This window comes from Streptomyces sp. ISL-100 (assembly GCF_018614615.1).
In the GTDB taxonomy this organism is placed as follows: Bacteria; Actinomycetota; Actinomycetes; order Streptomycetales; family Streptomycetaceae; genus Streptomyces.
Genome location: NZ_JAGGOK010000115.1, coordinates 16,326 through 29,611, shown reverse-complemented (window position 1 = coordinate 29,611; position 13,286 = coordinate 16,326). Strand labels below are relative to the sequence as shown.

Genomic DNA, 13,286 nt, shown 5'->3' with positions numbered 1-13,286 from the left:
GGCGGGGCGGAGTGGGGTGGCGGCGGGGGGTATGCGTTCTGGGGGTGCGGGTGGTTCGGGTGCGGGTGCGGGTGCCGGTGGTGCGGGTGCGGGTGCGGGTGCGGCTCCTCGGGGCGCGGCCGGCGTGGGTTCCAAGGCGGGGGGAGACGAGGACGACGGGGTGGCTTCGGCGCTGGTGGCGTGATCGCGGTGGGGGTGGTGTCCGGCGGAGCTTTCCCCTACCCGCCCCTTCCCGTAACTGGGGCTCCGCCCCAGACCCCGGTCCTCAAACGCCGGACGGGCTGACACTGGGGGCCAGGGTAGCTGGGCTCCGCCCCCCCCAGCCCGGTCCTCAGACACCGGACGGCTCAAAAACCGGGGCCGGGTGGCTGGGCTACGCCCCCCAAGCTCGGTCCGCAAACGCCAGACCGGATCAAAACGGGGGCCGGGGTAGCTGGGCTACGCCCCCATGCTCGGTCCTCAAACGCCGGACGGGCTGGAGGAGCGGGGTAACCGGGCTCCGCCCAGACCCGGCCCCCGACAACGGGCCGCTACGAGTCAGGTCCTCGAACACCGGACTGGCTCAATCCGAGTGGGGTAATCCGGATCCGCCCGAGACCGGTCCGCACAGGCCCGACAGGCTCCACTGCCAGGTCCGGTCCTCAGGCGCCGGCCGGGATCGATGTGAGCGCGGGTCATCGCGGTCCGCCCGAGGCCCGTCCCCACATGGCAGACACACTCCGCCCGCCACGACCACTCCCCAGCCCCAGACCGGCTCCACACAAACGCGAGCAACCAGGCCCCCCGAGACCCGTCCCCACACGCCAGACACACTCCGCCCGCCACGACCGCTCCCCAGCCGCACGATGGGGCAATGTGAAAGTGGGTGGGTCGCCGGGGTCCGGCCCACGCCCGGTTCCCGGCAACCCGGCAGGGGCGGTGTGGGATGTGGACTGAGCACGTCGGCCCTGGGCCGGGTCGGCGCCGGTTGGCCCGCGGCTGGCGGGGTCAGTTCGGGCGGCGGCGCTTGGGGGGCTTCTTGCGGGCTGCGGGGTTGCCTGTGCGGGAGTGGCGGCGGCGTTCGTACTGGGTGAGGGCCGTCTCGTACTCGCTTCGGCGCAGCTTCTCGCCCGGGGCCTCGGTGAGTGAGCAGAAGAAGTACGCGAGGAGTGAGCCGATGAAGCCGATGCCCTTCAGGCTGCGCAGCGATGCCTCGGCGGCGGGGTCGGGGCGGCGTGCGTAGCCCTCCCAGGTGCGGCGGAAGGCGATCGCGCTGCAGATCGCGAACATGGCTACGACCAGGATGTTGACGAAGCCGCCGACGTCGGCGATCGCCAGGCCCTGGTAGGCGAAGCGGAGGACGAAGCATCCGGCTGCCGCCGTTACCAGGGAGCCGACGGCGACCCCGGCTCGGCGCAGCCCGTAGCCGTTGTCGTGGTTCAGCCAGGTCATACCGAAGAAACGGATGGGCTCGGGCTGCGGGCCGCCGGGAGTGACGGCGGCGGTCGGGGTGCCGTCGGGGTTCTCGCTCACAGGGTCGATTATCCCCTGAGCGGGCGGGACGGAACTCAGGCGCAGCGCGGGGCTACGTAGCCGTCGCTGCCGGTGTTTATGTAGGCGTCCGCGACGAACTGGCCGTTGGCGATGTTGTCCCAGAGGTTCGTGGTCCCGTACGGACCCGTGATCGTCTCGCCCGGCTTCTGGCAGTTGATCGGGACGCGTGCTCCGTACGGCAGGACCTTGACGATCCGGTAGTTGGTGCCCGGGCCACTGCGTACGTTCACCCGGTAGCCCGGAGCGACCGGGTACAGCACCACTGACGCGTCGAGCGTGGCGACCTCTTCGCCAGCGCCGGCAGCGTTCACTTCGGTGTCTCCAATGGCCACTGGGCCCTCCCCCGTTGATGTTCATTTCCGTACGCCGCGCAGGCTAGCAAGCCACACCGACATCGCACGCATCATCGACTAGGCTCCGTGCGTCGCGCTTGCGGACGAACACACGGGGGTGGACGATGCCGCCGCTGCGCAGCACCGGGACGGGACCGGAAGCGGAACATCCGGAATATGCCGGGCAGTATCGGCTCAAGTCGATTCTGGGCTCGGGAGGCATGGGTGTGGTCCATCTGGCCACGTCCGCCTCGGGGTTGCGGCTCGCCGTCAAGGTGGTGCACGCCGACTTCGCCCAGGATCCCGAGTTCAGGGCACGTTTCCGGCAAGAGGTCGCCGCCGCCCGCCGGGTGAGCGGTGCCTTCACCGCGCCCGTCGTCGACGCGGACACGGACGCCGAACGCCCCTGGATGGCGACCCTTTTCGTCGAGGGACCCACGCTCGCCGAACGCGTCAAGCGCAATGGCCCGTTGGGTACCGAGGAGTTGCTCAGGCTCGGTGCGGGACTGGCTGAATCGCTGCGCGACATCCACCGTGCCGGCGTGGTGCACCGCGATCTCAAGCCGAGCAATGTGCTGCTGGCCGCCGACGGGCCCAAGGTCATCGACTTCGGCATATCCCGGCCGACGGACAGTGATCTTCGTACGGAGACGGGCAAGCTGATCGGTACGCCGCCCTTCATGGCGCCCGAGCAGTTCCAGCGCCCGCGCGAGGTGGGGCCCGCGGCAGATGTGTTCGCGCTGGGGTCCGTGCTGGTCCACGCGGCGACCGGCAGTGGGCCCTTCGACTCCGACAGCCCGTACATCGTGGCGTACCAAGTCGTCCATGAAGAGCCGGACTTGGCGGGCGTCCCCGAGGCCCTGGCCCCGCTGTTCGCCCGCTGCCTCGCCAAGGATCCCGCCGACCGGCCCACGCCTGACGCGCTGATGACGGCACTGCGGTCCGCCGCGTATCCGACCGGGGACGACACCCATGCCTTCATACCCGCACAGCGGGTCCCGAGCCGGGCGGAGGGTGTGAAGGCGGAGGGGTCTGAGCCGGTATCCGGCCCGGTCGCCGGTCCGTTCCCCGCTTGCAGGCGCGGGCCTCGGCGCGTGGTCCTCGCCGTGGCGCTGGTCTCCCTGATCCTGGGTGGGGCCCTCGGTGTACGGACACTGGCGGGCAGCGGCGGCCACCCAGAAACCGCTCCCGCCGTACAGCAGTCCGGCACGGGGGCGAGCGCTCTCCCCTGGAGCGTCTCCCTGCGGGGCGGGAAAGGCGGTGGGAGCGCCGCGCCTGTCTGCTCGTACGCGGGCAGCTCCCTCTACTGCAACGCCCCCGGGATCCAGGCCTCCCGCCTGAACCCCGCCGACGGCAGCGTCAGCTGGTCGAAGCGGTCGGCCACCAGCTCCCAGCCGGCCTGGGACGAGAGTGCGCCCGTGCTCTCCGGCGGGCTGCTGCATGTCGTCGCGCCCGGCGGGGACCGCCTGGAAGCCATCGATCCGAAGTCCGGCAAGCGTCGTTGGAGCATCGAGCTCTCCGCCCGGCCCGTGGCCGTCCTCCCGGCGAAGTCCGTGCTTCTCGTGGCCACGGGCAGCGGTGCCGTCAAGGCCGTCGACAACACCTCGGGGGAAGCTCGCTGGACTCGGCCGCACGGCGGGATCGGCACGCTGTGGATGTCGTCCCCCGGCCGCCCCGAAGGGCCCGTCTTCGCCGTCACGCCGTCGGCGGACGGCACGCTCAGCACCGTCCGCGCTGTCGACCCCGACAGCGGCACAATGCTGTGGGAACAGCGGCTGAATGGGGTGCTCAATCCGGTGGGAGCCTCTGGGGAAGCCCTTTTTCTGCTCTCCAGTGACACCGACACCCAGACGCGCGCGGTCGTCCGCCTCGACATCAAGGACCGCACCGCCCGCCGCATTCCTCTTGTCACGCCGGTCAATCAGGCGCAGGCCACCGTGCGCGGAGACACGGCGTACATCTTCGGCGGCTCGGGCTCCCTCGTCGCCGTCGACACCCGCAGCACTGGGAGCGCGCAGCAGGCCCAGCGGTGGCGGCTCGAGACCACGGTGAGCCGTGCGTCACGGCCGGTCGCGAGCGGGGACCGCGTCTACCTGACGGCGGCGGACGGGCGGCTGCTGGCGGTGGACGCCGCCGACGGGACGCTGCTGGGTCAGACGAGGCCCCGTATGGGCGAGGAGACCGACACGGTCACCACCATCTTCCCCGCCCCCGTCCCCGCCGCCGGCAAGGTCTTCGCCACTGCCCCCGACGGGTCGGTCTTCGCCGTGGATGCCCGGGACCCGAGCCGCTGGTGAGCCGGCGGGCGGAGCCGGGCTCGCCCCGACCCCGCCGCCCCGGCCCGGTGATCGCGGCCCGGGGCGCGCTCCTCAGCCCAGCATCGAGACGTCCCGCACCGCGCCCTTGTCTGCGCTGGTGGCCATCGCGGCGTACGCGCGCAGGGCCGCTGAGACCTTGCGCTCGCGGTTCTTCGGGGCGTACACGCCGCCCAGGGCCTCGCGGCGGGTGGCCAATTCCTCGTCCGCGACGAGGAGTTCGATCGTACGGTTCGGGATGTCGATGCGGATACGGTCGCCGTCCTCGACGAGTGCGATCGTGCCGCCTGACGCCGCCTCAGGGGAGGCGTGGCCGATGGACAGGCCCGACGTACCACCCGAGAAGCGGCCGTCGGTGACGAGCGCGCAGGTCTTGCCGAGGCCGCGGCCCTTCAGGAACGACGTCGGGTAGAGCATCTCCTGCATGCCGGGGCCGCCGCGCGGGCCCTCGTAGCGGATGACGACGACGTCGCCCGGCTTGATCTCCTTGCGGAGGATCTTGTCCACGGCCTCGTCCTGCGACTCGCAGACGACCGCCGGGCCCTCGAAGGTCCAGATCGACTCGTCGACACCGGCGGTCTTCACGACGCAGCCGTCGACGGCCAGGTTGCCCTTGAGGACGGCCAGGCCGCCGTCCTTGGAGTACGCGTGCTCGACCGAGCGGATGCAGCCGCCCTCGGCGTCCGTGTCCAGGGTGTCCCAGCGCTCGGACTGCGAGAAGGCGGTCGCGGAGCGGACGCAGCCGGGCGCCGCGTGCCACAGCTCGACGGCCTCGTCGGACGGCGAGCCGCCGCGCACGTCCCACGTCTTCAGCCACTCGGCGATGGTCGCGGAGTGGACGGTGTGCACGTCCTCGTTGAGGAGGCCGCCACGGTAGAGCTCGCCGAGGATGGCGGGGATTCCGCCCGCCCGGTGGACGTCTTCCATGTAGTACGTGCCGCCGGGCGCGACGTTCGGCGCGACCTTGGCCAGGCACGGGACGCGGCGCGAGACCTCGTCCATGTCGTCGAGGCCGAAGTCCAGCTCCGCCTCCTGGGCGGCGGCCAGCAGGTGCAGGATCGTGTTGGTCGAGCCGCCCATCGCGATGTCGAGCGCCATGGCGTTCTCGAAGGCGGCGCGGGTGGCGATGTTGCGGGGCAGGACGGTCAGGTCGTCCTGCTCGTAGTGGCGCTTGGTGATCTCGACGATCGTGCGGCCGGCGTTCTCGTACAGCGCCTTGCGCGCCGTGTGCGTGGCGAGGACCGAGCCGTTCCCGGGCAGGGCCAGGCCGATGGCCTCGGCCAGGCAGTTCATCGAGTTGGCGGTGAACATGCCGGAACAGGAGCCGCAGGTCGGACAGGCGTTTTCCTCGATACGGAGGATGTCCGCGTCCGAGATCTTGTCGTTGACGGCGTCGGAGATCGCGTCGACCAGGTCGAGCTTGCGGACCGTGCCGTCGACCAGCGTGGCCTTGCCGGCCTCCATCGGGCCGCCGGAGACGAAGATCGTGGGGATGTTGAGGCGCAGCGCGGCCATCAGCATGCCCGGCGTGATCTTGTCGCAGTTCGAGATGCAGATCAGCGCGTCCGCGCAGTGCGCCTCGACCATGTACTCCACCGAGTCGGCGATCAGGTCGCGGGACGGGAGGGAGTACAGCATTCCGCCGTGGCCCATCGCGATGCCGTCGTCGACGGCGATCGTGTTGAACTCGCGGGGGACGGCGCCCGCGGCCAGGATCGCGTCGGAGACGATCCGGCCGACCGGCGCGAGGTGCGTGTGCCCCGGGACGAACTCGGTGAAGGAGTTGGCGACCGCGATGATCGGCTTGCCGATGTCCGCGCTTGCTACGCCCGACGCCCGCATAAGGGCGCGCGCGCCCGCCATGTTGCGGCCGTGGGTGACTGTGCGGGACCTCAGCTCGGGCATCGTCGCTCGCTCCTTAGGCAGATGGGACGTACGAGGCTCACTTACGAGAGTAGCTTCGAGCGTACGCCTCGGATCCACGATCTGGACAGGTCGTCCGTTATGCGGGATGGCGCGCTCAGCCTCCGGTCACGACCCGGGACAGCTACCGCGTCAGGTCTCGGCTGACGTCCCGGGTGGCACATCGGGGTGCGTCCGGGTGGTGTCTCAGGTCACGCCTTGGTTACGACGCGGGGCGCGCCCCGCGTCACGCCTGTGTCAGGTACCGCTGGAGCGTCGGGGCCACCATCTCGATGATCCGCTCGGGATCCGCCGACGCGAGCGGCTCCGCCTTGATCACGTAGCGCAGAATCGCGATCCCGACCATGTGCGAGGCCGCGAGCTCCGCCCGGAATGTCGGATCGGGTACGTCGAGCTCGGCCGCCACCCGCTCCAGCAGCCGGCGCAGTACGAACGTACGCAGAACCTTCGCCGCCGTCTCGTTCGTCAGCGCCGAACGTACGACCGCGAGCAGCGGAGCCCTGGTCGCCGGGTTCTCCCATACGCCGATGAAATAGCGGGCCAGCCGCTCGCCGATGCCGTCCGTGCCGCCCTGGCCGAGGACCGCGGGCACCGCCAGCGCCGGCTCGAAGGACATCTCGATGGCGGCCGCGAAGACGTCGTCCTTCGTACCGAAGTAGTGGTGGACGAGCGCCGCGTCGACTCCCGCCGCCTTCGCGATGCCGCGCATGGAGGTCTTGTCGTAGCCGCGCTCCGCGAATTCGTCGCGGGCCGACTGGAGGATGCGCTCGCGGGCGCCCGGGCCGGCGTCCTGGGGCGAGCGGCGCGGGCGGCCTCGGCGGCGGGGCTCGGGGGCGGGTTCCGGCGTACCGCTGTCGCTCACTGCTGCGAGACCCGGGACGCCAGGTGCAGCCGGGTGAAGGCGAGGGCCTCCGCGAGGTCGGCCTCGCGTTCGGCGGACGACATGGCCCGCCGCGTATTGACCTCGATGACGACATGGCCGTCGAAGCCGCTGAGCGCGAGGTGCTCCAGGAGCTCGGCGCAGGGCTGGTTTCCGCGCCCGGGGACGAGGTGCTCGTCCTTGGCCGAACCCTTGCCGTCCGCGAGGTGGACGTGCCCGAGCCGGTCGCCCATCCGGTCGACCATGGCCATGGTGTCGGTGCGGGCGGTCGCGGTGTGGGAAAGGTCGACGGTGAAGTGCCGGTAGTCGTCCTTGGTGACGTCCCACTCGGGGGCGTACGCCAGCATCTCGCGGTCCTTGTAGCGCCACGGATACATGTTCTCGACGGCGAACCTGACGTCGGTCTCGTCCGCCATCCGCCAGATTCCGCTGACGAAATCGCGGGCGTACTGCCGCTGCCAGCGAAAGGGCGGGTGTACGACCACGGCCGACGCACCGAGCTTCTCGGCGGCCGCCTGCGCGCGGCGCAGCTTCGTCCACGGGTCGGTGGTCCACACGCGCTGGGTGATCAGCAGACAGGGTGCGTGGACGGCGAGGACGGGGACGCCGTGGTAGTCGGAGAGTCTGCGCAGCGCCTCGATGTCCTGGCTGACGGGGTCCGTCCACACCATGACCTCGACGCCGTCGTAGCCGAGGCGTGCGGCGATCTCGAAGGCCGTCGCCGTCGACTCCGGATACACGGACGCCGTGGACAGCGCGACCTTCGCATCAGGGATGCGCACCACTGGTTCTGCCACGAGGGACAGCGTACGGGCCGTTGTGGGGTGGGCGTCAGGCGGTCGGCAGGTGATCCAGTCGGCGCAGGATGACGCCTTCGCGCAGCGCCCAAGGGCAGACCTCCAGCGTGTCCACACCGAAAAGGTCCATCGCGCCCTCCGCCACCAGGGCTCCTGCCAGCAGTTGCGCGGCGCGGCCGTCGGAGACTCCGGGGAGGCCGGCGCGCTGGGCTATCGGCATCGCGGCGAGCTTGGGCACCCACTCCTCCAGCGACTTGCGACTGAGCTCACGCTGTACGTACAGCCCCTCGGCGGAACGGGCCGCGCCCGCGATTCTGGCCAGCTGCCGGAAGGTCTTGGACGTGGCGACGACGTGGTCGGGGCTGCCGAAGCGGGCGAATTCGCCGACCGTTCGGGCGATCTGCGCCCGGACGTGTCGGCGCAGCGCCTTCACGTCCTGCGCGTCAGGAGGGTCGCCGGGCAGCCAGCCGGCGGTGAGGCGACCGGCGCCGAGGGGAAGCGACACGGCGGCATCGGGCTCCTCGTCCATGCCGTACGCGATCTCCAGGGAGCCGCCGCCGATGTCGAGGACCAGGAGCTTGCCGGCCGACCAGCCGTACCAGCGGCGGGCGGCGAGGAAGGTCAGCCGGGCCTCCTCCTCGCCGCTCAGCACCTGGAGATCGACGCCGGTCTCGCTCTTGACCCGGCCCAGCACCTCGTCGGCGTTGGTGGCCTCGCGCACGGCGGAGGTCGCGAACGGCAGGACGTCCTCGCATCCCTTGTCCTCGGCTGCCTGGAGCGCGTCGCCGATCGTGGCCACGAGGCGGTCGACGCCCTCGGCGCCGATGGCCCCGTCCGCGTCGAGCAGCTCGGCGAGGCGGAGCTCGGCCTTGTGCGAGTGGGCGGGCAGGGGGCGGGCGCCGGGGTGCGCGTCGACCACCAGCAGATGAACCGTGTTCGAACCCACGTCGAGGACTCCGAGTCTCATATGCGGAACGCTACTGTGGCGGCGCGCTTACCCTTGGCCCCGTGTCGAAGACGAAAAAGGCGAAGCCGGGCAAAGCCGCGAAACTGCCGGAGCCGAAGCAGCCGAAGCAGCTGAAGCAGGCGAAGACGACCCTGCCGGTCCCGCCCGTCCCCCCGGTCCCGCCCGCCGAGGACGAGAAGGGCGGGCTGGACTTCGCCCGTGCCTGGGTGGAGTTCCCCGACCCCGCCGACGACGAGCAGGTCTTCCGCTGCGACCTGACGTGGCTTACGTCACGGTGGAGCTGCATCTTCGGCAGCGGCTGCCAGGGGATCCAGGCGGGGCGCGCCGACGACGGCTGCTGCACGCTCGGTGCGCACTTTTCGGATGAGGACGACGAGAAGCGGGTCGCGGGGCATGTGGCGCGCCTCACCCCTGACGTGTGGCAGTTCCACGATGTCGGTACGGAGTCGGGCTGGACCCAGACCGACGACGACGGCGAACGCCAGACGCGCCGGTGGGACGGCTCCTGCATCTTCCAGAACCGCCCCGGGTTCGCGGGCGGCGCGGGGTGCTCGCTGCACATCCTGGCGCTGGAGGAGGGCAAGGAGCCGCTGGAGACGAAGCCGGACGTCTGCTGGCAGCTGCCGGTGCGGCGGACTTACGACTGGATCGACCGGCCCGACGACACGCGCGTCCTGCAGATCTCGATCGGCGAGTACGACCGGCGGGGGTGGGGGCCGGGGGGCCATGACCTGCACTGGTGGTGCACGTCTGCGACGTCTGCGCATGGCGCGGGGGATCCGGTGTACGTGACGTATCGGCCGGAGCTGACGGAGCTGATGGGGAAGCCGGCGTATGACCGGTTGGTGGAGCTGTGCGAGGAGCGGCTGTCGTCGGCGCTTCCCATGGCGCCGCATCCGGCGGACCCGGGCCCGGGCACGGCGCCGTCCGCCTAGCGGCGGGCTGGAGGCGGGCCGCTGCGCGGGGCTTGTTCCCCGACCCGCCCCTTCCCGAACTGGGGCAAGCCCCAGATCCCGGACCACACAAACGCCCTGCGGGCGTGTCCTCGAACGCCGGACGGGCTGGATTTGCTGCTTGCGGCAAATCCAGCCCGTCCGGCGTTTGAGGAGCGGGGTCCGGGACGGAGCCCCAGGCCCCCTACGGCGCCGGTGACGTGGCCTCCGTCGGGGTCGGGTCCGAGGACGGGGGCGGGGTCGTCGGCTCGGTCGGGGTGGGGTCCGGGGATGGCGGTGGCGTCGACTCCGTTGGGGTCGGGTCCGGGGAGGTGGGCGGCGGTGTGGGGTCCGGAGAGGTGGGCGGCGGCGGTGTCGACGGCCGCGGGTCAGGGTTCGAGGGGGGCGGTGTGGTGCGGCCGTGGCCCCGCACCGCGATCACCGCACCCGTCGGATCCACCCCGATACGCGCGCGCCACGCCCCCGCCGGCTCCCGCTCGTGATCCACGGACACGTACAGAGTGAGTGACCGGCCGGGATGGAGCGTGCCCGAGGTCTGGCTCAGGTAGAGCCAGGACGCGTTCGTCCACGCCGACCAGGACACCGGCGAGTCGCCCGCCGCGGTCAGGGTGAGGACCGTCGTGCTGCCCGCGGATCTCGCCTCCACCGTCAGCCGCCCCGCCCCGGCCTCCCCCGGCAGGCCCGGCATCGACGTACCGCTGCTGACGACCTCGACCGACACGTCCGGCGACCGGCCGCCCGCCGTGAAGTGGGGGTCGGGGGTCGTGCGGGCGTTGCCCGTGTTCTCGTACGCCGGCCCCCCGGGGCCTCCCGGGCCGTTGTACGGGTCGTCGCCGAGGCCTTCCGGATCGTCCGCCTCGCTCGCCGTGACCGACGTGCCGCCGTGGCTCTCGCCGGTGAGCGGCGCTCCCCGGTACGCCGCCCAGAGCGCGAACACGGGGGCGACGACGACGGTCGCGACGACCGTCGTCGTGACCGCCCTGGTCCGCAGCCGGTCGCGCCGCGCCGCGTGGTCCTTGGGGTCCAGCGGGAAGCCGTCGCGATCGAAGCGGGGCGCACCGGTGCGCGCCCGCGGGACGCCCGCCATCGCCGCGTACGCCGCCGCGCGCGGCGCCTCGACCACCGGCAGCGCGGCCCGCGCCGCGACCGTACCCGGCCAGGGACCGCCGACCCCGGTCCGCGCGGCGAAGCGCCGACAGCGCGGGCAGTCGTCGACATGCCGTACGAGCTCCTGGCGCAGAGCGGCGCCGAGCAGCACCTGGTTGTCGCCGGTCAGCCGGGCGACGATCGGGCAGCTGCCGCTCTCCACGACGGCGAGCGCGGCCCCGGTCCGCTCCACCTCGCAGGCCGCAGCGGCGAGAAGTTCGCGGGCGGCGGGGTAGTCCATGCCGAGGACGGCGGCGACCTCGCGCGGGCCCAGCCCGTGGCGTACGGCGAGCTCCAGCGCCTCACGCTGCTCGGGGGTGGTGCCGGCCGCCTCGGGCCACGCCAGGAGTGCCAGTTCGCGCTGTCGGCGTACGGCGGTCTCGTCCGGTACGGCTGCGGCGCTCACCGGGTCGGGGGCGTTGGCGCGGTGGCCACCGTGCGCCCCCTGCCTTCGCCGCTTCTGCTCCGCGACCCGGCGCAGGCACGCCCACCGCGCCAGCCCGTACAGCCAGGCTTTGCGCTCCGGCTCGCGGGACGGGCAACGTCCGTGCTGCCGCTCGGCGATGGCGAGTACGTCACCGAGCACCGCCGTCGCCGCGTCGTGGTCGCAGAGCACGGACAGGCAGTAGGTGAACAGGCCGTCCAGATACGGCTCGTACCGTGTCGGCGGGGCCTGTGGGCTCTGTGGGGCGTGCGCGAGCGTCGGCCGGGGCGCACGGCTTTGCGCCCGGTGTGCGCCGGTGGTGTGCGTAGGGGGCTCCAGCCTGCTGCTTGTCACCCGGCGACCGTAGGCAAAGGAGGCACGCCACTTAGTACCCCTTGAGCACTTTTAACCCGTACGGGTGAACACTTCGCTCAAAAGGGGACAGGAACCGGGGATTCCGGCGGTGGCGAACGGGTGGCGAACGACTGTCAGAGCCTGCCTGTACGGTCACCACCATGGCTGCCCGTACATCTCGTTCATCCGCCAAGGACCGGCCGTCCTACCGCTGCACCGAATGCGGATGGACGACCGCCAAATGGCTCGGCCGCTGCCCCGAATGCCAGGCCTGGGGGACGATCGAGGAAACCGGCGCGCCCGCCGTACGGACGACAGCGGCCGGCCGGGTAAGCACCGCCGCACTCCCCATCGGCCAGGTCGACGGCCGCACCGCCACCGCCCGCTCCACCGGCGTCGACGAGCTGGACCGCGTCCTCGGCGGCGGGCTGGTCCCCGGCGCCGTCGTGCTGCTCGCGGGCGAGCCCGGCGTCGGCAAGTCGACGCTGCTCCTGGACGTCGCCGCGAAGGCGGCCAGCGACGACCACCGCACGCTGTACGTGACCGCCGAGGAGTCCGCCAGCCAGGTGCGCCTGCGCGCCGACCGGATCGGCGCGCTCAACGATCATCTGTATCTCACCGCCGAGACCGACCTGTCCGCCGTCCTCGGGCACCTCGACGCCGTGAAGCCGTCTCTTCTCGTGCTCGACTCCGTCCAGACCGTCGCGTCGCCCGAGATCGACGGCGCGCCCGGCGGCATGGCCCAGGTCCGCGAGGTCGCGGGCGCCCTCATCCGGGCCTCCAAGGAGCGCGCCATGTCGACGCTCCTGGTCGGGCACGTCACGAAGGACGGCGCCATCGCGGGGCCGCGTCTGCTGGAGCACCTCGTCGACGTCGTGCTGTCCTTCGAGGGCGACCGGCACGCGCGCCTGCGGCTCGTGCGGGGAGTCAAGAACCGTTACGGCGCGACCGACGAGGTCGGCTGCTTCGAGCTGCACGACGAAGGCATCACCGGTCTTGCCGATCCCTCCGGCCTCTTCCTCACCCGGCGTGCCGAGGCCGTCCCGGGGACCTGCCTGACCGTCACGCTCGAAGGGCGCCGCCCGCTCGTCGCGGAGGTGCAGGCGCTGACTGTCGACTCGCAGATTCCGTCCCCACGGCGCACCACCTCGGGCCTGGAGACCTCCCGCGTGTCGATGATGCTCGCCGTGCTGGAGCAGCGCGGCCGCATCACCGCCCTCGGCAAGCGCGACATCTACACCGCGACGGTGGGCGGCGTGAAGCTCACCGAGCCCGCCGCCGACCTGGCCATCGCGCTCGCGCTCGCCAGCGCGGCCAGCGACACCCCGCTGCCGAAGAACCTCGTCGCGATCGGCGAAGTGGGCCTCGCCGGAGAGGTCAGACGGGTCACCGGTGTCCAGCGCAGGCTCGCCGAGGCGCACCGTCTCGGCTTCACGCACGCCCTGGTCCCGAGCGACCCGGGGAAGGTCCCGGCCGGCATGAAGGTCATCGAAGTGGCGGACATGGGAGACGCCCTCAGGGTCCTTCCTCGGCGCTCTCGTGCACAGGCCCCACAAGGTGAGGAACAGCGCCGGTAGACTTTGCCCTGGTCTCGCCCACCCGTACGAGTACGCGAGGCGAAGTTCAGTGCCTCAAGGGCACCGCAACCGTGTGACCGGAGGA

General features: G+C 71.8%; 11 protein-coding genes. 4 read left to right on the top strand and 7 right to left on the bottom strand.

Annotated elements, in window-relative coordinates; genetic code table 11:
* On the top strand, nt 1-184 hold a 184-nt coding region (locus J7E89_RS37590), incomplete at its 5' end, for a hypothetical protein (protein WP_214980638.1).
* A gap of 803 nt (nt 185-987) precedes the next feature.
* On the opposite strand, the gene J7E89_RS37585 is transcribed toward J7E89_RS37590, so the two are convergent.
* Together J7E89_RS37585 and J7E89_RS37580 are read right to left on the bottom strand one after the other, a co-directional pair.
* A complete protein-coding gene (locus tag J7E89_RS37585) occupies nt 988-1,512 on the bottom strand; it encodes a hypothetical protein (RefSeq protein WP_214980637.1) in 525 nt (174 codons plus the stop codon).
* A 35-nt stretch (nt 1,513-1,547) separates the two neighbouring features.
* Entirely contained in the window at nt 1,548-1,859 is a 312-nt protein-coding gene (locus J7E89_RS37580; RefSeq protein WP_374196983.1) for a peptidase, read from the bottom strand.
* A 131-nt stretch (nt 1,860-1,990) separates the two neighbouring features.
* Here J7E89_RS37580 and J7E89_RS37575 point away from each other — a divergent pair, with 131 nt between their 5' ends.
* Nucleotides 1,991-4,162, top strand: coding sequence for a PQQ-binding-like beta-propeller repeat protein (locus J7E89_RS37575; RefSeq protein WP_214980641.1), 2,172 nt, complete (start codon nt 1,991-1,993; stop codon nt 4,160-4,162).
* A gap of 72 nt (nt 4,163-4,234) precedes the next feature.
* On the opposite strand, the gene ilvD is transcribed toward J7E89_RS37575, so the two are convergent.
* The 4 genes from ilvD to J7E89_RS37555 form a co-directional block, all read right to left on the bottom strand.
* Nucleotides 4,235-6,085 (bottom strand): dihydroxy-acid dehydratase, encoded by a 1,851-nt coding sequence (gene ilvD / locus J7E89_RS37570; RefSeq protein ID WP_214980633.1) that lies wholly within the window; start codon nt 6,083-6,085, stop codon nt 4,235-4,237.
* Nucleotides 6,086-6,329: 244 nt separating this feature from the next.
* Entirely contained in the window at nt 6,330-6,965 is a 636-nt protein-coding gene (locus J7E89_RS37565; RefSeq protein ID WP_214980631.1) for a TetR family transcriptional regulator, read from the bottom strand.
* Nucleotides 6,962-7,780, bottom strand: a complete 819-nt coding sequence (locus J7E89_RS37560) for a sugar phosphate isomerase/epimerase (protein WP_214980630.1) — start codon at nt 7,778-7,780, stop codon at nt 6,962-6,964. Before J7E89_RS37560 ends, J7E89_RS37565 begins: the two co-directional genes overlap by 4 nt.
* A 34-nt stretch (nt 7,781-7,814) precedes the next feature.
* A complete protein-coding gene (locus tag J7E89_RS37555) occupies nt 7,815-8,747 on the bottom strand; it encodes a Ppx/GppA phosphatase family protein (RefSeq protein ID WP_214980628.1) in 933 nt (310 codons plus the stop codon).
* 41 nt (nt 8,748-8,788) lie between these two features.
* On the opposite strand from J7E89_RS37555, the gene J7E89_RS37550 reads away from it, so the two are divergent.
* Nucleotides 8,789-9,682, top strand: a complete 894-nt coding sequence (locus J7E89_RS37550; protein ID WP_214980627.1) for a hypothetical protein — start codon at nt 8,789-8,791, stop codon at nt 9,680-9,682.
* 202 nt (nt 9,683-9,884) lie between these two features.
* Here J7E89_RS37550 and J7E89_RS37545 read toward each other — a convergent pair whose 3' ends face one another.
* Nucleotides 9,885-11,624, bottom strand: a complete 1,740-nt coding sequence (locus J7E89_RS37545) for a sigma-70 family RNA polymerase sigma factor (protein WP_214980626.1) — start codon at nt 11,622-11,624, stop codon at nt 9,885-9,887.
* 161 nt (nt 11,625-11,785) lie between these two features.
* Here J7E89_RS37545 and radA point away from each other — a divergent pair, with 161 nt between their 5' ends.
* Entirely contained in the window at nt 11,786-13,201 is a 1,416-nt protein-coding gene (gene radA / locus J7E89_RS37540; RefSeq protein WP_214980625.1) for a DNA repair protein RadA, read from the top strand.
* Nucleotides 13,202-13,286 lie beyond the last annotated feature (85 nt).

Excerpts from the sequence above, each read along its gene's own strand:
- J7E89_RS37575 (WP_214980641.1), top strand. The coding sequence starts at position 1,991 with ATGCCGCCGCTGCGCAGCACCGGGACGGGACCGGAAGCGGAACATCCG.
- ilvD (WP_214980633.1), bottom strand. The coding sequence starts at position 6,085 with ATGCCCGAGCTGAGGTCCCGCACAGTCACCCACGGCCGCAACATGGCG.
- J7E89_RS37555 (WP_214980628.1), bottom strand. The coding sequence starts at position 8,747 with ATGAGACTCGGAGTCCTCGACGTGGGTTCGAACACGGTTCATCTGCTG.
- radA (WP_214980625.1), top strand. The coding sequence starts at position 11,786 with ATGGCTGCCCGTACATCTCGTTCATCCGCCAAGGACCGGCCGTCCTAC.